A 21,201-nucleotide genomic window follows, 5' to 3' on the forward strand; every position below is an offset into this window, starting at 1 on the left:
CGGTTGACCTTCGCATCGCAAAAGACGAGCTATTTTGCATTGAAATATTCTCTGACGGCTATTCGCCCCTGCCGGCCGCGGGCAGACGTTACATCTGAGGCTATGAGAGAAGGATGATTACAAAATTCACTCGGCGCGAACTTGGTAGGCGTCAGAAAAACCAAAGAAATCAATTCCGCGTTTACGCATGATGCTGTAGTCTTCCAGCGACTAGAGCGCAGCAAACAGGCACGGCTATTCTTCAGATCGACTGCGTGGGGCAGGCTTTCTGTTCGCACCGTCCGAAGAAAAGTGGTTGGATTTCCCCTTTATGAAAATAGACCGGAAAACGACGCTTAAGGACGTGGCGCGGGAGGCGAATGTTTCGCTGAGCACGGCTTCGCATGCCATCAATGGCACCGCTCCGTTGACCACGCAGGTTCGCGAACGGGTGCTGCAGGCGGCGCGTACGCTCGGTTATCTCGAAAACCGCCGGCAGAAGGCGACGATCGCCACCCTGCGTGTGGTGCTTCTGGCGATGACCAATGATGCCGCCCCTCAGAGCGACCTCAACATGGTCAGCTGGACGATGCTGAACGGCTTTCGTCGTGAGTGTGAGCGGCGTGGCATTCGCATCGTTCCTTATGTCAGCGCGACAAGCCGCATTGATCCGCTCTCTGTGGCTGCTGCTGCGGATGCCGACAATGTCGATGGTATCGTGGTTCTCAATGATGACAGGCCGCAGCTGGTCGCGGCGCTCTCGGCGCTTGGGCGACCGGTCGTGCTGATCAATGGTGAAGACCCGGCGATGATCGTCGATACGGTAACGGCTGAAAACCGTTTTGGCGCGCGGCTAGGCATCGAGCATCTGCTGTCGCTCGGGCATCGCAATATTCTGCATATCACCTGGAAGGGCCGCACGACGATCCGGCGCCGTTACGATGGTTTTAGCGACGCGTATCTCGCAGCGGGCCTTGCCGTGCCTGCGGATATGGTGGTCGAGGTCGACAGCTATGAGCCGCAATGGGGCGAGGCCGCCATTCGCCGGCTGCTGGCCGAAGAAAAGCCGCTCAGAAATGCCACCGCGATCTTCTGCGCGGCAGACAATCTGGCGCTTGGCTGTCTGAAAGCGCTGACGGAGGCTGGTATCCGGGTGCCGGACGATGTCTCGGTGCTGGGTTTCGACGATATCATGCCGGCGGCCTTCAGCGCGCCGCCGCTCAGCACTATTCAGTTGCCGGCTGATCGGCTGGGCGGTGCAGCCCTTTCGCTGCTGGAGCAGCGGCTTGTGGCGGCCGACCCGACGCGCCCGGCGCACCGGCTGGAACTTGGTTGCCGGCTGGTGTTGAGGGGCAGCATCGCGCCGCCCCCCAAATGATTTGTGGTTTTATTTCATGCCCGTGCCGGCAATCCCTGTCGTGATGTAGCGCTGCAGGAACAGGAAGACGACGGTGACGGGTGCGAGACTGAGGAAGGTCATGGCGAGAATATAATGCCATTGCACCGAGAACTCGCCCTGGAAGGCATTGAGGCCCACCTGCAGCGTGAAGTTTTCACGGCTGCTGAGAACGATCAGCGGCCAGAGGAAGTCGTTCCAGCGCCACAGCACCGAGAAGATGGCGAGAACCGCGAGCGCCGGGGCCGTCAGCGGCAGGATGATGCGCCAGAAGATGCGGAATTCGCTGGCGGCATCGACACGCGCCGCCTCGATCAGCTCATCGGGGATGGTCAGCATATATTGCCGGAGCAGAAAGACGCCTGTCGGCGTCGCGACGGTGGGAATGATGACGCCCCAGAGATTATCGACGAGACCGACACCGACGATGACGAGATAGGCAGGCACCATGACGACGGTGAGCGGGATCATCAAGGTGGAGATGATCAGCACGAAGATCGCCTTCTCGCCACGGAAACGGTATTTGGAGAGGGCAAAGGCTGCCATCGCGTTGACGATCAGCGTCAGGACCGTTGCGACGACGGTGACGAAGACCGAGTTCTTGAGGAAGGTCAGGAAGCTGAACTGTGTCAGCGGATCGGTAAAATTCTCCGTCGCGATGGTCAGCTTCTGAACCGGCGTTATTTCCCGTGTGTTGACACTAATGGGCGGGCCCGGATTGGCAGGGTCCACCATCTGGGCTTTGAGGCCGATGCGGCGGACCATGGCCATCTCACGCTCTGCGCCATCGACGGTGGCCTTCCACAGGCTGAGCGGCCTGTCGTAGCCCTGAACCTCCACTTGCACGGCAGCGCGCGGCAGGAGACTTGGCGGAAACCGCGTGATTTCGGCTTCCGGTTTCAGCGATGACATGGCGGCCCAGACAACCGGGATGAGGACGGCGAGTGTGCCGCCGATGAGCCAGACCCAGGAGAGGATATCGGTGAGGCCGATCCGGCCAGGACGGCGGGTGCGCGTGAGGAAAGAGACGGCATTGGACATGGTCAGGACTCCATCTTTTTGCCGAGACGCAATTGCACGAGGGTGAGTGCGAGAAGCACAAGGCCCATCAGAACCGAGGCGGCGGATGCGAGGCCAAACAGCCTCAGGTCGCTGCCAAAAGCCATCTGGTAGATATATTGCACCACAAACGTATTGGCCGTGCCCGGCCCGCCGCCATTGGTCAAAACCCACGCCTCATCAAAAATCTGCACGGAGCGGATCATCAACAGGATGAGCACAACAAGCAGGTTCGGGCCAAGAAGCGGCAGGGTGATGCGCAAAAGCGTGCGTCGGGGCGAGGCGGCATCGATGGCGGCGGCTTCATAGAGGTCCTTCGGGATGGCCTGAAGGCCTGCGAGCAGGATCAGCGTATAAAAGCCCATGTGGAACCAGACCGAAACGACCACCACGAAAAAGCGCGACCAGCCGACATCCAACAGGAAGATTTCCGGCGGCACGCCCAGCATCTGGAAGAAGGCGTTGAGCAGGCCGTTGCGGTCCAGAAACCATTTCCAGATGAGGCCGATGACGACGGGCGACAGCAGGACGGGATAAAAGAACATGGCGCGGAAGAAACCGCGCGCGGCAATCGCCCTGTTGAGGATGAGAGCGGTTATGAGCGCCACAAGCAGCGTGGCGATGACGTTGAAAGCGACGAACCAGAGCGTGTTCCAGATTGCCGTCCAGAACAGAGATTCCCGGCAGCTGCCGGGGTCCATATAGCTCTGGCAATCCAGCAGCTTGCCGAAATTCTCCAAACCGACGAAGGGGCGGTCGGTGATCAAAAGTTCAGTGCCACCGGTAAAGGCGTAACCGACGGCGATGGCAATCGGCAGGAAGGTGAAGATGCCGAAAAGAATGAGGTTCGGCATCAGGAAGATATAGGGCATGCGCCTTTTGCCGATCAGCCGCTCGATGAAGTTGAGCGGCACTTCGGCAACCGCCATCACGGCGTCGAGCGCGCGGTCGGACAGTCTCGCAAGCTTTGGATTTGCCATGCTTACCCCCTCCCTTCGCCCGCAAGGCGCGGCAGCGCCAGTTCGTTGGCGGGATCGAAGACATGGACCTTCTCACGCGCAGGCATGATTTTGAGCACCGAGCCGGAGGCGGGCGCGAAATGGCCAGCCTGATGTACGATGATCTGGTCCTTCTCACCCGTGATATTGCCGTAGAGATAGGTCTCGGTGCCGAGGCTTTCGTGGTATTGCACCTCGAAGGGCAGACCGGCATCCGCGATGGTGAAATGTGAGGGTCGGATGCCCGCCAGAACCGCCTGTCCGGGACTGACGGTTGCGGGATCGACAAGGCAGGGGAGCGCCACGCCATGGCCGGCATCGATGGCAATGCTGCCGTCCTCGTCCTTGGTGATGATGCCCTTCAGCATGTTCATTCGCGGCGAGCCGAGGAAGCCGGCGACGAAGAGGTTGCGCGGATTATCGAAAAGCTCAAGCGGGCTGCCCACCTGCTCGATGCGCCCGGCGCGCAGCACGACGATCTTGTCGGCCATGGTCATGGCTTCCACCTGATCATGGGTGACATAGATCATCGTTGTCTTGATATCGCGATGTAGCCGGGTGATTTCTGCGCGCGTCTGCACGCGCAGTGCCGCATCAAGGTTCGACAACGGCTCATCGAACAGGAAGATGTCAGGTTCGCGCACGATGGCGCGGCCGATGGCGACGCGCTGGCGCTGGCCGCCGGAAAGCTGTTTCGGCTTGCGGTCCAGATAGGGCTCGATGGCAAGCATCCGCGCCGCCTCGTTGATGCGGCTTTCGATCTCCGCCCGCTTGAAACGCAGGTTTTCCAGGCCGAAGGCGAGGTTCTTGCGCACGCTCATATGCGGATAAAGCGCATAGGACTGGAAGACCATGGCGATCTTGCGCTCGGCGGGTGACAGCGCGCTGACATCGCGCCCGCCAATGCCGATGGTGCCGGAGGTGACGTCCTCGAGACCGGCGATGATGCGCAGCAGCGTCGATTTTCCGCAGCCCGAAGGGCCGACGAAGACGACGAATTCGCCGTTCTCGATCTGAAGATCGATATCATGCAGCACATGAACGGCGCCGAACGCCTTGTTGAGGTTTTTGAGTTTCAGACTTCCCATCACCTGCTCCCTTCAACCGAGCTCGCCGTCGCGACGATCTCTTGGCTGTTCCAGCCCTCGGGCAAGGGCATTGCTCTTTTGATGGCGACATCACCAGCCGAAAAACCGTGAACGCCCTTGAGGTAGATCGCGGGCATACCGCCCGGATAATCCTCCATGCCGACAATCCGGCCCTCAGCATCCTGCGTCCAGGCATTCGCGCGGCCGGCCGCATCGGCGCTTGGCGCTATATCGGCATTGGTGGGGCGCAGGTCATATTGCAGGCCGGTACCGAGCCTGCCGGGCTCCTGCGCAAGTGTAATGCGCTCGAGCCTCACATTGTGAATGCCGGCTGCCGAGGTGGAGACGAGGTTGATCGCTCCCTCCATCGAACCGCTCAAATCTTCGATAACAAGGTTTTCCACCCTGCCGGCCTGCCGTTCCGGGCGGCGGTCGACGACAGTGACAGTGACAGCTTCGCCGGAGCCCCAGAAGCCACCCGGCGTTTCATGGCACTCGGCCTCGATCCGTGAAAAGCGGATGTTGCGCATGGCGCCGCCATCACGGGAGAAAAGCCCCATGCCACGATTTGACTGCACCACCTTGCAATCCTCGAACACCACATTGGTGAAATCGCCGAAGGATTCGGTGCCCAGCTTCAGCGCGCAGCTCATGCTGGAAACAGTACAGCGGCGAACCGTGATATCGGCGCACACGCCCACTGCCTTGCCATCCGGCCCGGCACTGGTCTTGAGGCAGATGCCGTCATCCGCAGTCGAGATGAAGCAATCCTCGATCAGCGCACGACGGCAGGCATCCAGCACGATACCATCCGTATTGGGCAGGCGGCGGTCGTTTTCGATGCGCAGATTGCTGAAATGGAGGTCCTCGCAATCGACCATATGCAGCGTCCACATGGGGGAGCCACTGACGTTCAGGTTTTCAAGGTGCACGTTCCGGCAGGCTTCCAGCACCATCACGCGCGGGCGTTTTTTCGCCGGGATATAGGTTCCCATGGCCGTATCATCGCCAATGATGAAGTTTTCACCACCGGCCTCGATGCGGCCTGGACCGGTCACGGCGATATTGCTTGCGCCCTTGGCGGTGATCATGCCGCGATCGGAGTCTTCGGCAATCACCGAAACCCGGGTCAGCGCGTAAGCCTCGTAATCGGAAACGGGAGCAAGTACCGCGCCTTCGGCAAGGTGTAGTTCTACGCCGCTTTTGAGCTGGAGACCGGCGCTGACATGTTGTCCCGCCGAAAGAGATACGCGCCCGCCGCCTGCTGATGACGCGGCATCGATAGCCTGCTGGATGGTCGCCGTGGCGTCGAGGCTACTGGCCGCAACTGTGATGTCTTGTCTGATGTTCATGATGCTCACGATGCCTTTGGCCTTTTCGAGAAAACGTCGATCAAAAGCAGCATCGTCAGTGCCTGCCCGTAGGGTGTGGGCAGGTTGGGAATGCGGCGATAGAAATCGAGATCGTGGCCCATCGGCGTGCCGTCGGAGACGCCGTGAACGACGCCTTCGTCATCGATATTGCCGAGCACGGCTTTCAGCGCACGGTCCGCATGCGGACGGTTCTCTTCACCGAGAATGCCGGCCTCGATACCGCGCAGAATGCCATAGGCGATGCCGGCCGTTGCCGATGTCTCGACCGGCGAGGTCGGGTCATCCAGCAGCGTATGGAACATGCCGTCTTCACGTTGATATTTTCTCAGCGACCGCACCTGGCTTGAAAGCACATTGGCGAGGAAACGTTTGTCCTTTCCAGAGAGTGTCGGTACCAGTTCGAAAAGCTCGGGAATGGCGACGGTGATCCATGAATTGCCGCGCGCCCAGAAAGCGTCCGCGAAATTGTGGCGACCGTTGAAGGTCCAGCCGTGATACCAGAGCCCTGTGACGGGGTCGGAGAGATAGCGCGCATGGATCATGAACTGGTAGATGGCCTCGTCGATCCAGTCCTGCCGTTTGCAGACAACGCCGGCGCGGGCTAGGAACAGACAGGCCATGAACAGCGTGTCGTCCCAGAGCTCCCCCTCGTTCAGCCGTTCCTTCACGACATGCTGAAAACCGCCATCTTCGGTTTTTGGCAATTCATGCACCAGCCAGTCGGCCCAGTCCTCCACCAGCGCGCGGAAATCCGGCCGGTCGACATGTTCTGTCAGGATGACGAGCGGCAGCATCGGCGCGGAGCTGTTGATCTGGCGCGGCGGCAGGCCACGGTCGATCTGCCAGCCGTACCATGTCACGAGGTCATCCAATGCCTTCTGGTCATTGGCGGCGAGCGCCCGGCGCAGGAAACCATAGAGGCCAACACCCACCTCCCAATCCCATTCATCGAACTGGATCTTGCCATCGGAACTGCCGCTGACCAGGCCTTCCTGGATGCCTTTGAGGCGGCTGAAGGCGGCGGCGACATTGTCGATGGTCGTCCTGAGAGTGTCTTTTTCCATGCTTGGCTGGTTCATCTGTCAATTCCGCTTAGGAGTAGAAGGGTTTTGCAGCGCTGCCCGAAGCTGGGTCGGCGCTGTCGAAGGTGATATTTGGTTGCGGCTGGTCATGGTCGAAGGCCATGGCCTGTCCGCCGATGGTGAAGGTGCCGTCCCAGTTGAGCGTAAGTTCTGGCCCGCCGGGTGGCGTCACTGCGAGCAGCCGGCTTTCGGCATCGAAGGTGACCCGTGTGGCGAGAATTTTCTCGCGGAAACCGGCGAAGGCTTGCGCGTCGCCGCAGCCGATAACGCCGATCCAGCCGGCACGGCGGCCGGGCGATCTGATTTCGCGGTTGGCGGTTGCTCCAGACGTGACGGGTTCGAGTCCGTTCGTCGCGTAAAGGGCGGCAAAGCCTCGGCCGGAACGGGTGATGAGCCGGTTGCCTTCAATCAGCACTTCATCCAGTCCGTCGCGGCCGAGATAGGCGTGGGTCCAGTTATTGCGGTGATCTTCGGTATCAAAGATCAGCATCGCCAGATCGCGGTGGTGTGCTACGCGCGGCAGGATGCCGCTTCCCGCCCAATAGGACGGGCGCTGGCTGCCCCACGGATCGTCTTCACCGGGATGATTGACCCAGAGCCGCGCCATCGGGTGGCCGGCAAGCTTGATATCAGTGACGTGCTGCTGGTGGCCCTTGCGGCCGGTCTTGTGATCGACAACGGTGGACAGCTGGGCGGCCTCGTTCTTGAACAGTACGAGCTTGCCAGGCTCCAGCCCCTGCGCATAACGCGCTTCGACCACACGGCCGCTTTCCAGCTGGGAGAGGGCAGCAAGATGCGCCGGCGGCAGGTAGTTGCCGCAGCAGAACATCGGCAGCGAGGCGACGCCGTTGTTGAGCCAGCCCTTGCCGAACGCGACCTGCGCAAACGGTGCCAGTTCTGTCAGCGGCCCGGCGCGCAGCTCCTTGTCATAGGCTCGGCCTTGCGAACCGGAGGGGACGCCGCCGAGTGTATGCAACGCGATCATTTCGAAAATGAGATCGAGCTGGTGGCGGGCGCGGGCGGCAAGTTCCGGCCCCGCCCAATGTTCGATGGCGAGAAGGCCGATGAAATCGACGGGGTAATAGGCGGCCGAATTCCACTCGGCCAACCCATGCGCCTCGACGCTGTCAAACCAGCGCTCGAGCCGCTCAGCTGCCAGCGCGGCCTGCTGGCGCCCGGTACGACCGGACGCGGTGAAGGTGGCGTCTGGCAGATAGTCGCCGGCCAGCAACTGGCTGGTGTGGAAGCAAAGGACGTGGTTTTCGCTCCAGAACCACATGACGTCATTGCCCGGCTCGTCCACCCAGTAACGATAACCAAGGATCGAGGCATCGATCCGTGCCCGCATATCTGCCGGCAGCTGGTCCCCATGGGCGCGCACCAGCCACAGCAGTGGGATCATGATGAAATCGGAGCAGTCTTCGCGCCGGTCGATAGAATGCAGCGTTGCATCGATGATGCCGCCGATCGTCTCGATGTCATCGCTGCCGGTGGCGACCATGGCAAGCGCGCGGCCGACGCGCCATGCGCCGAAACGGGCGCTGAACGAAAGAGCCGCCTTCTTCCGTTCATTGATGTCGTTAGAGGATGCTTCCGGCGCGATATCACGCATGAAGGCGGCGTCGATGACGCGGGTGACGGTGCCGGAACCCGATCCGAGGGTGATCCTGACGCCGTGATACCCGTCGGCAATGCCAAGCGTTTCCGGGATTGTCAGCGAGGACTGTCCGGCCCTCAGTACCGTATCCACTTCCGCAAGCGCGGCGCGTTCGTGGCCATGGCTTTTGACGGCGATGTGCACCGGCAGATCGCTTGTCGGCGCCGCGCCAAAGACGAGCTCGAGGGCGCTGCCAGAAAACACGTCGCGGGCAGGGTGCACGTCACGCACCAGCGCGGCCAGGCGCTTCGTTTCTTCCCGGTCGAGTGGCACCGGCAACACGACGGTGAGCGGCGCGGTGTCGATGACCTCAAGTTCGAAGAACCAGAGGATGTCGCGCTCCGCCAGATCCTCGCAGAGAAGCAGGACCTCGTTGTCACCGGCCGCCAGATCGAGCGCGATGTCACGGCTGCTTTCGACATTGCGGATAAAGGGTTCGAAACGGACCTTCTCGACGCCGCCTACCCAGATGCGAACGCCGCCACAGGTTCGCAGCCGGAAATGCGCTCTACGTGCGGTCTCGCTGCGAAACGTGCCCTTCAGCCAGCGCTGCACATGGGTCGGAACATGCCAGAAACCGGTGAATTCAACGCGGCGATTGGAGCCGGGCAGGTTTAGGTGGGAGACTGGCCAGCCGGTATCGGGGGCTATGCTGCGGCCAATCATGGTCTGCTGGAAGGCCTTGCGGCAGGGAAGGTCGCCGACATCGACGAAGCCGTTGATGAAACGGTAGTTGACCCGATCTTCCGCCGGTGCTGGCGTGCCCGGAAACGATGTCTCCACGAGATCGGAGACGATCCAAGCGGTTACCGTGTCCCCGTCCGTGACGGTATATGTGGGCTCCGACGTGTTCGCCGTAAATGGTCCATCCGTCATAATGGATCGCCTCCCGTCGATCGATAATGAAATTATTTTCACAAACGAGTTTTTGCTTTTGGGCGTCGATTTGTGCAATTTCGCCAAAACAAACAGCTTGACGTTTATTCTGTCAAGCCGCAAAACATCACAAATCGAACAAAGCAGAGGAGCTTTTATTCGATTTATGAAAATGTTTTCATTGGGAGGATGAGCATGATGAAATTGTTTTCGGGCGTTAGTGCCCTGGTATTTGCCTCCGTCGCCGGTCTTTCGGCCGCGCAGGCCGAGACACGCACGATTACGTTTCTTTTTACCGATGACGATCAGGGTTACGTGCAGCGCATGGCCGCGCTCAGCAAGGAGTTCGAGACGGCCAATCCCGGCGTGACGATCAATTTCGTATCGTCGGGTTATGATGCCGTTTCCAAGCAGCTGCCGGTGCAGCTGGCGGTGGGCGAGGGCCCTGATATCGCCAAGATCACCGACTGGCAGCTGGCACCCTATTATCTCGACATGCGGCCTTACATGAAGGATGCGGACGCCTTCGCGAAACTGCATGGTGCAAGCCTCGACCAGCTTCGCCTGCCCAATGTCAACGATCCGAAGTCGATCAATGGCTACATGGCGTCGCAGACGCTGAACCTGCCCTTTGTCAACAAGACGCTGTTCGAGCAGGCCGGCGAACCCTTGCCCGGCCCGACCGCCAAATTCAGCGAGATCGTTGAGGCATCCGCCCGCGTCGCCAAGGCGACGGGCGTGCAGATCCCCTTCACCATGGACCGGTCCGGCCACCGTTTCTCCGGCGGCGCCTTCTCTTACGGCTCCACCTATGTAAAGGACGGCAAGTTCAGTTTCCCGGATGATCCGGCGAAAAAATACATCGCCGATCTGTTTTCATGGATGCAAAACGGCAGCTTCCCCAAGGAAATGTGGGGTGCCGCGGGCGGTTCGCAGTACAAGAACATGGGTGACGAGTTCGTCAACGGTAACGTCGTGACGTATCTTGCCGGTAACTGGATGGTCAATCCGTTTCAGAACAAGATCGGTGACACCTTCGAATGGACCGCGATCAATGCTCCCTGCGGAGAGGCGGGATGCTACGCGATGCCTGGTGGCACCGCGATCGTTGGCTTCAAACGCACCAAATACCCTGAAGATGTGGCCCATTTCATCGAGTTCCTCGGCTCGGAGAAGGTGCAGCGGGAAATTGCTGAAAACTACGTCATTCTGACGGGTGCGGAGATCGCCAATCCGCAATACAAGCTGAAGAGCGAAAACGCCAAGGCGGCGATGCAGGTCTTCCTCGATAACAAAAAGAACGTGCCGCAGGCTGCGCGTGATTTCGAACGGGCCAAGGGTGGCAGCGCCATGTACCAACAGATCGTGCAGCGCATGAGCCAGCTGATCGTCGGCGAATTGACGCTCGACCAGACTTACAAGGTTCTGGAAGATGACGTTGCCAAGATCAACGAGGCTGTCGCGGTCAAGAAATAAAAGCGCCGCTTCGAGATAAAAGGTCGATCGGCCCGAAGTGATCCTTCGGGCCGATCGCGCCGCCATCTGCCGGCCGTTCTTTTACATGCGAACGATCTTATTCAGCATGCCGAAAAAAAACTGCCATATGCCCGGCTTAAAGCTGACGGTGCGGTGCGCCGAGCCTTTGCGCGCACCTCTTTCGTCACGCGTCAAATCACAGGATTCTCCGTCATGGCCAAACTGAAGATGTCGTCCATTCCTGCCGCACGCTCGGCCCTGCTTGCCTCCGTTGCGTTGCTGGTGCTCGTTTCGAGCGCCGAAGCATTCGATAACAATGCATCGGCGGGCCGGGGTTATGCCGTCACGGTGCCGGAGCCGACTGCGGCCTATCCGCTGCCGCTTGCCGATAATTATCGCAATCAGACGGGCAAGAATGAGAAGGGCGAGGATGTTCGCGCTTATGACGACCGCGACAATCCCGTCATCAAAATCCTCGCAGGCTTCAACCGCGTCTGGACGCTTGGCGATGAAAAATGGGCCGATGGTGCCGCCAACGGCGATGGTTCGACAGATTTCAGCCGTGCAAAGGCCGTTAATCCCACGATCTGGCAGGAAAACATGCGCTATGTGCTGTCTGTGACCGGGGAAAACCGCACGACCGCCGCCGCATTCGATGCCTATATGAATGATCGGCGCTCGCAGAGCTACAGCATGATCAACGGCATGGGACCGCTTGCGGATTGGTATCGCGAGGGTTCTGGAGCGACAACCACGATCAACCATACACTTGCAGACTTCGATCCCAACGAGGTCATCACCCGCAAGGAAGAGGACAAGGGTACTGAAGCCGGAACGACCGAGTCCGAGTTGAAGAGCGTCGTGGCCTTGATGAAGGCGATCCGCGGACCGGAAGCTACGACATCGCCAGCGAAATATTTCTATTCTTCTCCGCGCCCCTGGCGGATGAACGATAAGGGTGAGGTCGTCGAAAAGGGCACCGAGACCATCGGCGATCGTACCTTCGAAGGCTACGAATCCGATGCCGGCGTTGTTGTGCCGGCGCTGAAATATGCGCGTGAAAATCGCGGCCGCGGCAAGGATGGCGGTTTTCCGAGCGGGCACACCAACGCCGCCTATCTTGCTGCGATTGCCTATGCCTATGCCGTGCCGGAGCGTTTTTCCGAGTTGCTGACGGCGGCTTCGCAACTGGGTGAAAGCCGCATCGTTGCCGGCATGCATTCCCCAGTCGATGTGATCGGTGGCCGCATAACGGCAACCGCGATCGCCGCTGCCGTCCTGCAGGATCCTAAGAACGCAGAGGTCAAAAAGGCAGCTCATAATGACCTGCAGGCCTATTTCGCAAAACGCCTGCCGCAGGGCCAGTCTCTGATCCAGTTCGCCCATAGCGCGGGTTTGGAAAATGACCCCTATGCCGATGCGGCGAAAAACCAGGCCGATTATCGCCGGCGCATGACCTATTCCTTCAGCCGCAATACGGCTGTGGGCAATGTCCCCATGGTGGTGCCGAAGGGCGCCGAGGTTCTGCTCGAAACACGCCTGCCGTATCTTGATGCCGCACAACGTCGCGCCGTGCTGTTTTCCACCGGCATCGAGGCCGGTTATCCGCTGCTCGATGACAGCAACGGCTGGGGACGCATCAATCTGGTCGCCGCTGCCGGTGGTTACGGCGCATTTGACGGCGACGTCGAGGTGACGATGGACGCCGCGGCTGGTGGCTTCAATGCGGCAGACCGCTGGACGAATGATATTGCCGGGGCAGGGCGTCTCGCCAAATCCGGTAGCGGGGCACTGACGCTCAGCGGCAACAACAGCTATACCGGCGGCACGATTGTCAGGGATGGAACCTTGGTTGCGTCTTCTGCCGATGCGCTTGGAACCGGTGGCGTGCTGGTCGCGGGTGGCACGCTCTCGCTTGCGGCGGGCAAGGATGTCGCCATCGGCGGCGATTATGAGCAATCCGGCGGCACGCTGGCACTTGATCCGCAAAAGATTGCTCTGCGCATCAAGGGCAATGTGGTGCTGGACGGCGCGACGCTAAAGCTCACCTTCGATGGCAGCGCACCGGCTGCCGGTACGCGGTTCGATGTGATTGCCGCCAATGGCCTGACCGGCACATTCGCTGCGATTGATGCGGGGAATGTGAAGGTACGACCGGTCTATACCGGCTCGTCACTGTCTGTGGTTGTTGAGTAAGCCAACGCAAAATATTGCAGGGCGCAGCCCAAGCGGCCGCGCCCCTTAACCGCCATTTAACATGCCGTCTGGGCACCGGGTCGATCTGGCCGCCTTATAGGAAGTAACGGACCCTGAGCGGCAGCAGTGCTGCGCCGATTGCGGAGGGATCACCGACCGTTTCGCTCAGAACCAGCTTGGCCTCCTTCGGGCCGACGCCATACCGGTGCTCGCGCTGGGAAGGCATATGGGCGCGCTCGATCATCATCTGGCCAAGTGCGCGCGGCAATTGTCCGCCGAAAACGATGGCCTGCGGATCGAGGACTGCGATCAGGCTTGCCACCAACCTGTCCACCTGCGGCATGGTCTCGTTCAGCCATTCCTCGACGCCCGGCCACGCGGGATCGAACTGCTGATAGAGCGGTTCGATCGAATGAATGTCGACACCGTTTTTCTGCAGGGTGGCGATCAGATATTGCAGGGCCGGTCGTTTGGGCGATTCATCCGGGCTGTATATGCCGCTGAATTCGCCGGCATTGCCATGGAAGCCGTGGAAAGGTTGCCCGCCCAGGATCAAGCCGCCGCCGAAGCCGTAATTGAAGGACAGATAGGCGAAGGTCTGACACCAGGAGCCGACACCGCGAAGGCTTTCGCCGATCGCGCCCGTGGTGGCGTTGTTCTCCAGCCAGACAGGCAGTTGGAACCGTTTCTCAAGGATAGGCTTCAGGTCCATCAGCGACCAGTCGCGCAGGGGTTCGGGCGCATTAAACGCGCGGTCTTCCGACACAAAGAAGCCCGACATGGAAAAACCGAGACCAAGCAGGCGCTCGCGCGGAATGCCGTGTTCCGCCAGCAGCCGTTCGAGGGCCAGCGACAATGCGGCCAGGGTTTTTTCCCTGTCCTCCGGAAGCATCTTCAGCTTTTCCTCGACAATCACATCGCAGCGGAAATCCGCGATGCAAATCACCACGGAGTCGGTGTTGATGGAAATGCCAAGCGAATAAGCCGCTTCCGGTACCAGTTCGATGGTGGGGCTAGGCTGGCCGCGCGTGCCCTTGAGCGGTGCGCCGGTGCGCAGAAGCCCGCGCTCCAGCAGGCCGTCGATCAGCCGGTGTACGGATTGTTGCGTGAGGTTCGTGTGACCGGTGATCGAGGCGCGCGCAATGGGCCCCTGGCGACGCACGATATCCAGAATGAGACGCTCATTCTCGCTGGCAAGCGGCTGACGGTCGAAGGTTTGGTGCGGCGTCTGATCTGTTGTCATGACCTTTTGGATAGCGTCTGTGCGAGGCGGCGGCAACATGAAGCATCCGGTCGCGCTCGCATTTTTCACTGGACTGTCACAAATATTACACTTAGAGTGTATTAATAAGGGGTCGGTCAACAACGGCTCCCGAGGAGGAACCATTCAATGCGCATGAAATTTCTTGCGATCGCCGCGCTTGCGCTGGCGACGACGGCAGCGCCGTGCCTATCGGCTGGCAGCAACATGAAGAACCTCGACGTCGATCTGTCCAAGGTCACGCGCGACAATTTTTACGACATCGTCGTTCCTGCCGCGAAAGCCGAAGGCACGGTAACGATGTATAATTTTGCCGGCAGTTTTGCCGATACGTGGAAGGAACTGATTAGCCGTTTCGAAGCCAAATATGGCATCAAGGTTGCCTATAGCGACGTGAAGGGCGATCAGGCGAACCAGCAGCTGATCGCGGTGCAGGCGGCAGGGCAGGATTCGCCTGTCGACGCCTATTTCGCCGGTGGTGGCAGCTATCCGCTGCTGTCTGCCAAGGGTGTCGTCGGCAATATTGCGCTTACGAAAATCCTGCCGAACATGGCCAATTACAATCCGGAAATGGCTGAAACCATCTTCGGCAAAGCGCATGGCGGCAGCTTTCCACTGGTGCACCTCAACCAGACCGCGATCGGTTATGACTCCGCCTTCGTGAAGGCCGAAGACGTGCCGAAGAGCTTCGAGGACCTTCTCGTCTGGGCTGAAAAAAACCCCAAGCGGCTAGGCGTCACCTTGCCGGCCAAGGGCGGCTCGGGCGGCGGTTTCATCTATTCCGTGGCACTTAACTATCTGACCGGCGACTGCCGCAAGCAGCTGACGGATTATAACCAGACGCTGCAGCAGGCCGAAGACTGGGCAATGGAATCCGAGTGCCTCGCGCCTGTCTGGGACTATTACCGCCGTCTTCTGGCCGTGGCCGAACTGACCAACGGCAACGCCGACACGCTCAACCTCATCAACAACCAGCAGCTTTACATGGGCACGGTCTGGGAAGACCAGGTGATGAGCTTCCTAGGCACCAAGCAACTGCCCGACAGCTTCCGCGTCACACTGCTCGAAAAAGGCCAGGTCGGCTCGGGCGACGCCATTTTCGTGCCGGCCAATGCAAAGAACGTTGCCGCCGCGCTGCTGCTGATCGACATGGCGATGAGCAAGGAATTCCAGCTCTGGAAGCTGGAAAACAAGGCTTCCCGCTCTCCGCGCGCCGATGTCACCAATGATCTGATGCCGAAGGCCGTGCAGGACCATGTGTTGCCGCAGAGTGTCTATCCGCGCCTGTCGCTGCCGGCTTTCTGGGACATGTCGACCGCGCTTGCCGAAGCGCTCGATGAAAAAGTCCTCAACCAGTAACGCCATCAGGATCGCCTGGCCGTGCGGCCGCAAGCGGCATGCACGGCCCGGCAAGCCTTGGTCAAAAAATATGAGGGAGGCTCGCCATGAGTGAACTCGAAATCAGCAATATCAGCAAGGATTACGGGGCAAGCCGGGCGCTTCATCCCGTATCGATCACCGTGGAGCGGGGCGAATTCGTCACCATCCTCGGGCCCTCGGGTTGCGGCAAGTCCACGCTTTTGCGCATCCTCACCGGCATCAGCCAGCCTTCGGGCGGCGAAATCCGGCTTGGTGGCAAGCGCATCGATCAGGCGCCGCCGGAAGCGCGTGATATCGCCATGGTGTTCCAGTCCTATGCGCTTTTCCCTCATATGTCGGTCGCCAAAAATCTCGGTTTCGGCCTGAAGATGAAGAAGGTTGCGAAGGATGAGCGGGCGCGGCGCATCGCCCATGCGCTGGAGATTTGCAATCTCACCGCTCTGGTGGATCGCATGCCGCGACAATTGTCCGGCGGACAGCAGCAACGTGTTGCTTTGGCACGCGCGATCGTCATGCAGCCGAGCCTGCTTCTGTTCGACGAGCCGCTCTCCAACCTCGACGCCAAGCTGCGCGATACGCTGCGTCATGAGCTGACCGAGCTTCACCGCCGCATTGGCGCGACCAGCCTTTATGTGACGCATGATCAGGCCGAGGCGATGGCGATGTCGGATAGGATCGTCGTCATGAACGCCGGCCGGGTTGTCGAGATCGGCACGCCACTCGAGCTTTACCGCGCGCCCAAACACGCCTTTACCGCCGGCTTCCTCGGCCAGACAAATCTTCTGCCGGTCTCGGCCGAAGGCGAGCAGGCGCAATTGCCCTGGGGTCAGTCGGTGACGCTGGATCGGGCAGCCGCCGGGACCGTCCAGATTTCGGTTCGACCCGAAAATATCAACATCCGCGCCGATCAGGCCGGTGTCGGTACGGTCACCGCCATTTCCTTCATGGGCGCCAATGCGCTCTATACAGTGGAGATTGGCGGGCGACAGATAAAGGTCAGCCAGTCCGGCGCGGAAACTCTGATCGATGCCGGCCAAAGGGTCGCCCTGCAGTTTCCCGGCTCGGCCCACCTTCTCGATGACAGGATGGCGGGGGAGGCGGAGTAATGGCCGGGCTCCTTCGTAACAGGCGCGTGCAGCTTCTTTTCCTGCTTTTGCCGGGGGTAGGTTATCTTTTGGTCTTCTTTGGCGGGCCGCTCATCTCGGCGCTGATGGGTAGTTTCAGGCAGGAGGACGGCAGCTTCACGCTGATGTTCTACCAGCGGATTTTTACCCGCCCGTCGATGATCCGTGGTCTGACGACCTCCATCTATTACGGCGTCATGCCTGTCATCGTCTCGCTTGCGGCCTCGGTGCCGCTGGCACTTTTGATCCGCAAGAGCTTTCTCGGGCGCAAGCTGTTCAGCGGCCTTTACAAGCTGCCGATGGCGGTGCCCGGGATCATTGTCGGTCTGATGGTGATCGTCGTTTTCGAAAGAGGCGGGTTCCTTGACCGGCTGGTGGCACCACTGGGGCTCGAACTGCCCAAGCTGGTGCGTGACGACTGGGGTATCGGCGTCATTCTCGCCAGTGTCTGGAAACAGATACCCTTCATGACGCTCATCATCACCAGCGCCTTTGCCGCCATTCCCGAGGATATCCGTTATGCCTCCCGCACGCTCGGCGCGTCGAGGTTGAAGACGTTTTTCTTCGTGGAAGTGCCGCTCGCCATGCCTGGCATCACCGCTGCGATTCTTCTTACCTTCATCGGCTCCATGGGATCCTACGCCATCCCCGACATCGTCGGCCCGCCCACGGCCCGGCCGCTTTCGGTGCTGATGATCCAGGAATTCAATCAGGGCCGTTTCAACCAGGTTTATGCCATGGGCATGGTACTGAGCCTCTTCGCGATCTGCGTGCTCATTCTTTATTATTCACTGACATCCCGCATCGGCCCCGGCCAAACCCGAGGAGACGCATGATGAGCGCTGTTGCCATCGAAGCCGCCACCATCGCACGCCGCCGCGCCTTTACACCCGAAGACAGGATATTCGTTTCCATCGGGCTTTATGGAGCATTGACGCTTGCCATCGCCGTGCCGTTGGCGCTGATGTTTCTCTGGAGCATCGCCGATGGCTGGTCGCCGCCGCTCATCGTGCCGAAGGATTACACGACGGCGCGTTGGGCAGGTATTCTCAGCGATGCAAGCCTCATCCGGGCGGCGATCAACAGCATCGTCATCGCCTTCGTCGTCACCTTCCTGACGGCGGCCATCGCGCTGCCGACGGCCTGGGCCATGGCGCGTTTCCCATTCCGGCTGAAACGGCTGGTGGAAATTTTCATTCTGGCACCCATCATCATCCCGGGGCTGGTCGTCGCCGTCGGCATCGGGCAGGTGTTTCTTCTGTTCGGCCTCGCCTATTCGGTGACCGGGGTCATTCTCGTGCAGATTGTCGGCACCCTGCCGCTGATGATCCGGCTGATGACGGCGGCGCTGGAGACCATTCCCGACGATCTCATCCATGCCGCGCGCTCGCTCGGCGCGGGCACCGTCGGCATCGTTCTCCACATCATATTGCCGCTGGCCGTGCCCGGCCTTCTCGCCGGCGGGCTGATGTCCTTCATCGGCAGCTTTGAGGAATTCGACAAATCCTTCATCGTCGGTGCGCCCGTCGTCGAGACCCTACCGATCAAGCTATATATGTATCTCGATCCCTATTCGATGCAGCTGCCGCTCGCCGCCATCGTCTCCTTCATCCTGCTTCTTCCCGCACTCATCGTCTTCATCATCGCCGGCCGCATCCTGCGCGACGATCTGATGGCGGCGGGCATGGGGAAAATCTGATCCGGGGCATCTAAACCCGGTAATTGCAACGTCCGAAAGTGGAAACCATGCACCAAACTCTTGCAGCCTCCCGTAAGACCTCCCATTCCTGCAATGTGCTTGCGCTGAGCTCGCGCGACAATCCCGCCATCCTGACCATTGCCCATCGCGGCTTCTGGACAGCGACTGCGGAAAACTCGCTCGCCTCTGTCCGCGCCGCGGTTGCGGCCGGCGTCGAGATGATCGAGATCGATACACAGGCGACGGCCGATGGCAGGCTGGTTGTTATTCACGATGAAACGCTCGACCGCACCACGACGGGCAAAGGGACGGTGAGCGAATTGTCCTTCGACGTAGTTCGTGCATCGAAGTTGAAGGCAGGCGCAGGCGGCGATGCAGCGGACGTGACGGATGAATGCGTGCCGACGCTGGAAGAATTGCTGGAAGAGGCGCGTGGCAGGATCACCGTCAATATCGACACCAAATTCACCCGCGATCTGCCGCAGGTGATGGAAACCGTGCTGCGGCTTGGCGTCGAGGATCAGGTGCTGGTGAAGACCGATGTCGATCCTGAGGCCAGCCATTTTGACGTGCTGGATACCGACTGGTTCGGCAAAATCCCCCATATGCCGATGTTCCCGGTCCGGAAGGGCAAGTTTGCCGAGGATCTGCGTCGCATCGAGGCGTTGAAGGCGCCGATGATCGAGGTGAAATTCACCGATATCGCCGATCTTGCCGAAGGCCGGGCCGAAATGGAGCGCCAGAACATCCGCCTGTGGATTAACTCGCTCGATGTATCCCATTGCCTCGATTTCAACGATACGCGGGCGCTTTCAAATCCCGAGGCCGTCTGGGGTGCCCTTGCCGAAGCTGGCGTTGGTGCGATCCAGACCGATGAAGTCGAAGCCTTCACCCGTTGGCTGAAGACGGGGGCCAGCGAGACGGGTAGGGCATGGGCACGATGAACGCGCGTCTCGAAAGCGCCGTCGCCATCATCGAGGAAGCGATGGGCCTTGCCCTTCGCTTTTTCGAGGCGCGCGACGCCATCGCCACCCGCACGAAAGGCTTTCAGGATTTCGTCTCGGAAGCCGATACCACGGTTGAAAGGCTCGTCCGCGACCGTCTGGCCGCTGCCTTTCCCGGAGAAACCGTGCTGGGCGAAGAAATGGGCGGTGAGGCCGATGACGCCTACTGGATCATCGATCCGATCGACGGCACCACCAATTTCCTGCGCGGTTCGCCGCTCTGGGGCATCTCTCTAGGCTTCGTGCGCAGCGGCCGACCGGAACTCGGCGTCGTCGCCATGCCGGTCTTTGGGGATATCTATGCGGCGGCTGACGGGACCGGGCTCATCATGAACGGCTTGCCTTTTGCCCGCCATGTGCCTTTCAAGGACGTACAGGTCATGTCGCTTGGCGACAGCGCCGCTGCCGATGCGGAAGAAGTCGCGGCCCTGAATGTCGGGCTCAGGCACGCAGGCTGGGTTGTGGAATCCATCCGCTCCACATCGATCGGTCTCGCCTTTGCCGCGCGCGGCATCTTCGACGGCCACCTGCAAAAGCTGACGACGATGTGGGACATCGCCGGCGGTGTCGTGCTCGCAAGGGAAGCGGGTCTTGATGTTCGCATCGGAACCCGCCCGGGCAGCGGCATCCCCTGGGTCGCAGCCGCCACACCGGCGCTGATGGCGGTGACGGAGGGGCTCTGGCCGGAGGTCATGGAAAAGGTCCCGGCGGAAACTGCGTGAACATCTTGAAAAGCAGATGCTGGGTGCGCGTGAGACACCCGGCATCTTGCTGTTTTCTGAACCTTATTGTTTGCGCGACAGAGCAACGGCGTCCGCGCCCGCTGGAAAGTGGAGCTGTCCTGACGTGTCATGGACTGCGCCCCACACCGCATCGGCAACATCGGTTTCACGGGTCGTCAAGGCCGGTGCGGCAAACGCCTCAAGAACCGGCCTTGCGAAAGCCGCGTAGTCATCAGGAAGCAGTTGCTCCAGCGGCAAAATGGCGTTGGCGGCGAAACCGGTTGTGGGCGCATAACCCGGCTCCACCAACTTCACGCCGATGTTGAAATGACCCAGTTCATGCGCGAGCGAACCGGTAAAACCTTCGATTGCCTGCTTGCTGGCGGTGTAAGCGGCGGCAAGCGGGAAAGAAGCAAGGGTAACGGTGGACGTGACGTTGATGATGGTACCGGACTGGCGCTTTCTCATCTGCGGAATGACAGCCTGCGTCATGGCCATCACACCAAAGCTGTTGGTGTCGAAGATCGTGCGAATGGCCGACATCGGCGTTGCTTCAAAGGCACCGACCATGCCGATGCCGGCATTGTTCACCAGGACGTCAATCGGTCCGGCGGCTTCGATCGCCGCTGCGATGCTCTCCTCGTCCGTCACATCCAGCGGCAGCACGCGCAACCGGCTGGCATCGCCTGTGAAGCGGGCAGCATCCGGGCGCCGCATTGTCGCGATAACGTTCCAGCCGCGTGCGAGGAACAGTTCGGCGATCGCTTTGCCATATCCGGACGACGTGCCGGTAACGAGAATGGTGTTGGTCATCGTAAATCTCCTTTGTTG

17 protein-coding genes are annotated in these 21,201 nt (G+C 60.3%); 9 read left to right on the plus strand and 8 right to left on the minus strand.

Annotation, left to right across the window (positions count from 1 at the left end; translation table 11 throughout):
- Positions 1-310 precede the first annotated feature (310 nt).
- Positions 311-1,357, plus strand: coding sequence for a LacI family DNA-binding transcriptional regulator (locus tag ACFVTJ_RS21475; protein WP_386910614.1), 1,047 nt, complete (start codon positions 311-313; stop codon positions 1,355-1,357).
- 9 nt (positions 1,358-1,366) lie between these two features.
- Here ACFVTJ_RS21475 and ACFVTJ_RS21480 read toward each other — a convergent pair whose 3' ends face one another.
- From ACFVTJ_RS21480 to ACFVTJ_RS21505, 6 genes are read right to left on the minus strand one after another with little or no spacing between them, the layout of a single operon-like run.
- On the minus strand, positions 1,367-2,416 hold the full coding sequence (locus ACFVTJ_RS21480) for a carbohydrate ABC transporter permease (protein WP_386910615.1): 1,050 nt from the start codon (positions 2,414-2,416) through the stop codon (positions 1,367-1,369).
- A 2-nt stretch (positions 2,417-2,418) separates the two neighbouring features.
- Positions 2,419-3,414 (minus strand): carbohydrate ABC transporter permease, encoded by a 996-nt coding sequence (locus tag ACFVTJ_RS21485; RefSeq protein WP_386910616.1) that lies wholly within the window; start codon positions 3,412-3,414, stop codon positions 2,419-2,421.
- 2 nt (positions 3,415-3,416) lie between these two features.
- Positions 3,417-4,520: an ABC transporter ATP-binding protein gene (locus ACFVTJ_RS21490; protein ID WP_386910617.1), complete on the minus strand. Its 1,104-nt coding sequence runs from the start codon at positions 4,518-4,520 to the stop codon at positions 3,417-3,419.
- Positions 4,520-5,872 carry a glycoside hydrolase family 28 protein gene (locus ACFVTJ_RS21495; RefSeq protein WP_386910618.1) on the minus strand — a complete coding sequence of 451 codons (1,353 nt, stop codon included), beginning with the start codon at positions 5,870-5,872 and terminating at the stop codon, positions 4,520-4,522. The genes ACFVTJ_RS21490 and ACFVTJ_RS21495 overlap by 1 nt, the downstream gene beginning before the upstream one ends.
- A 5-nt stretch (positions 5,873-5,877) precedes the next feature.
- Positions 5,878-6,972, minus strand: a complete 1,095-nt coding sequence (locus ACFVTJ_RS21500; protein WP_386910619.1) for a glycoside hydrolase family 88 protein — start codon at positions 6,970-6,972, stop codon at positions 5,878-5,880.
- A 13-nt stretch (positions 6,973-6,985) separates the two neighbouring features.
- On the minus strand, positions 6,986-9,508 hold the full coding sequence (locus ACFVTJ_RS21505) for a hypothetical protein (RefSeq protein WP_386910620.1): 2,523 nt from the start codon (positions 9,506-9,508) through the stop codon (positions 6,986-6,988).
- 195 nt (positions 9,509-9,703) lie between these two features.
- Here ACFVTJ_RS21505 and ACFVTJ_RS21510 point away from each other — a divergent pair, with 195 nt between their 5' ends.
- Positions 9,704-10,984 (plus strand): ABC transporter substrate-binding protein, encoded by a 1,281-nt coding sequence (locus tag ACFVTJ_RS21510; RefSeq protein WP_386910621.1) that lies wholly within the window; start codon positions 9,704-9,706, stop codon positions 10,982-10,984.
- Positions 10,985-11,197: 213 nt separating this feature from the next.
- On the plus strand, positions 11,198-13,180 hold the full coding sequence (locus ACFVTJ_RS21515; protein WP_386910622.1) for a phosphatase PAP2 family protein: 1,983 nt from the start codon (positions 11,198-11,200) through the stop codon (positions 13,178-13,180).
- 94 nt (positions 13,181-13,274) lie between these two features.
- Here the strand turns inward: ACFVTJ_RS21515 and ACFVTJ_RS21520 are convergent, their stop codons facing one another.
- Positions 13,275-14,423, minus strand: a complete 1,149-nt coding sequence (locus ACFVTJ_RS21520) for an ROK family protein (protein ID WP_386910623.1) — start codon at positions 14,421-14,423, stop codon at positions 13,275-13,277.
- 147 nt (positions 14,424-14,570) lie between these two features.
- On the opposite strand from ACFVTJ_RS21520, the gene ACFVTJ_RS21525 reads away from it, so the two are divergent.
- From ACFVTJ_RS21525 to ACFVTJ_RS21550, 6 genes are all read left to right on the plus strand, one after another.
- Positions 14,571-15,800, plus strand: coding sequence for an extracellular solute-binding protein (locus tag ACFVTJ_RS21525; protein WP_386910624.1), 1,230 nt, complete (start codon positions 14,571-14,573; stop codon positions 15,798-15,800).
- Positions 15,801-15,886: 86 nt separating this feature from the next.
- Entirely contained in the window at positions 15,887-16,927 is a 1,041-nt protein-coding gene (locus ACFVTJ_RS21530; protein ID WP_386910625.1) for an ABC transporter ATP-binding protein, read from the plus strand.
- The gene (locus tag ACFVTJ_RS21535) at positions 16,927-17,781 is read left to right on the plus strand and encodes an ABC transporter permease (RefSeq protein ID WP_386910626.1); all 855 of its coding nucleotides are present in this window, start codon (positions 16,927-16,929) and stop codon (positions 17,779-17,781) included. The genes ACFVTJ_RS21530 and ACFVTJ_RS21535 overlap by 1 nt, the downstream gene beginning before the upstream one ends.
- Positions 17,781-18,644, plus strand: a complete 864-nt coding sequence (locus tag ACFVTJ_RS21540) for an ABC transporter permease (protein WP_386910627.1) — start codon at positions 17,781-17,783, stop codon at positions 18,642-18,644. The genes ACFVTJ_RS21535 and ACFVTJ_RS21540 overlap by 1 nt, the downstream gene beginning before the upstream one ends.
- A 47-nt stretch (positions 18,645-18,691) precedes the next feature.
- Positions 18,692-19,588 (plus strand): glycerophosphodiester phosphodiesterase family protein, encoded by an 897-nt coding sequence (locus tag ACFVTJ_RS21545; RefSeq protein WP_386910628.1) that lies wholly within the window; start codon positions 18,692-18,694, stop codon positions 19,586-19,588.
- On the plus strand, positions 19,576-20,370 hold the full coding sequence (locus tag ACFVTJ_RS21550) for an inositol monophosphatase family protein (protein WP_386910629.1): 795 nt from the start codon (positions 19,576-19,578) through the stop codon (positions 20,368-20,370). The genes ACFVTJ_RS21545 and ACFVTJ_RS21550 overlap by 13 nt, the downstream gene beginning before the upstream one ends.
- Before the next feature lie 63 nt (positions 20,371-20,433).
- Here ACFVTJ_RS21550 and ACFVTJ_RS21555 read toward each other — a convergent pair whose 3' ends face one another.
- Positions 20,434-21,183 carry an SDR family oxidoreductase gene (locus ACFVTJ_RS21555; protein ID WP_386910630.1) on the minus strand — a complete coding sequence of 250 codons (750 nt, stop codon included), beginning with the start codon at positions 21,181-21,183 and terminating at the stop codon, positions 20,434-20,436.
- Between the last annotated feature and the right edge of the window lie 18 nt (positions 21,184-21,201).

Source organism: Agrobacterium sp. NPDC058088 (assembly GCF_042885035.1).
In the GTDB taxonomy this organism is placed as follows: Bacteria; Pseudomonadota; Alphaproteobacteria; order Rhizobiales; family Rhizobiaceae; genus Agrobacterium.

Excerpts from the sequence above, each read along its gene's own strand:
- ACFVTJ_RS21475 (WP_386910614.1), top strand. The coding sequence starts at position 311 with ATGAAAATAGACCGGAAAACGACGCTTAAGGACGTGGCGCGGGAGGCG.
- ACFVTJ_RS21480 (WP_386910615.1), bottom strand. The coding sequence starts at position 2,416 with ATGTCCAATGCCGTCTCTTTCCTCACGCGCACCCGCCGTCCTGGCCGG.
- ACFVTJ_RS21485 (WP_386910616.1), bottom strand. The coding sequence starts at position 3,414 with ATGGCAAATCCAAAGCTTGCGAGACTGTCCGACCGCGCGCTCGACGCC.
- ACFVTJ_RS21490 (WP_386910617.1), bottom strand. The coding sequence starts at position 4,520 with ATGGGAAGTCTGAAACTCAAAAACCTCAACAAGGCGTTCGGCGCCGTT.
- ACFVTJ_RS21495 (WP_386910618.1), bottom strand. The coding sequence starts at position 5,872 with ATGAACATCAGACAAGACATCACAGTTGCGGCCAGTAGCCTCGACGCC.
- ACFVTJ_RS21500 (WP_386910619.1), bottom strand. The coding sequence starts at position 6,972 with ATGAACCAGCCAAGCATGGAAAAAGACACTCTCAGGACGACCATCGAC.
- ACFVTJ_RS21505 (WP_386910620.1), bottom strand. The coding sequence starts at position 9,508 with ATGACGGATGGACCATTTACGGCGAACACGTCGGAGCCCACATATACC.
- ACFVTJ_RS21510 (WP_386910621.1), top strand. The coding sequence starts at position 9,704 with ATGATGAAATTGTTTTCGGGCGTTAGTGCCCTGGTATTTGCCTCCGTC.
- ACFVTJ_RS21515 (WP_386910622.1), top strand. The coding sequence starts at position 11,198 with ATGGCCAAACTGAAGATGTCGTCCATTCCTGCCGCACGCTCGGCCCTG.
- ACFVTJ_RS21520 (WP_386910623.1), bottom strand. The coding sequence starts at position 14,423 with ATGACAACAGATCAGACGCCGCACCAAACCTTCGACCGTCAGCCGCTT.
- ACFVTJ_RS21525 (WP_386910624.1), top strand. The coding sequence starts at position 14,571 with ATGCGCATGAAATTTCTTGCGATCGCCGCGCTTGCGCTGGCGACGACG.
- ACFVTJ_RS21530 (WP_386910625.1), top strand. The coding sequence starts at position 15,887 with ATGAGTGAACTCGAAATCAGCAATATCAGCAAGGATTACGGGGCAAGC.
- ACFVTJ_RS21535 (WP_386910626.1), top strand. The coding sequence starts at position 16,927 with ATGGCCGGGCTCCTTCGTAACAGGCGCGTGCAGCTTCTTTTCCTGCTT.
- ACFVTJ_RS21540 (WP_386910627.1), top strand. The coding sequence starts at position 17,781 with ATGAGCGCTGTTGCCATCGAAGCCGCCACCATCGCACGCCGCCGCGCC.
- ACFVTJ_RS21545 (WP_386910628.1), top strand. The coding sequence starts at position 18,692 with ATGCACCAAACTCTTGCAGCCTCCCGTAAGACCTCCCATTCCTGCAAT.
- ACFVTJ_RS21550 (WP_386910629.1), top strand. The coding sequence starts at position 19,576 with ATGGGCACGATGAACGCGCGTCTCGAAAGCGCCGTCGCCATCATCGAG.
- ACFVTJ_RS21555 (WP_386910630.1), bottom strand. The coding sequence starts at position 21,183 with ATGACCAACACCATTCTCGTTACCGGCACGTCGTCCGGATATGGCAAA.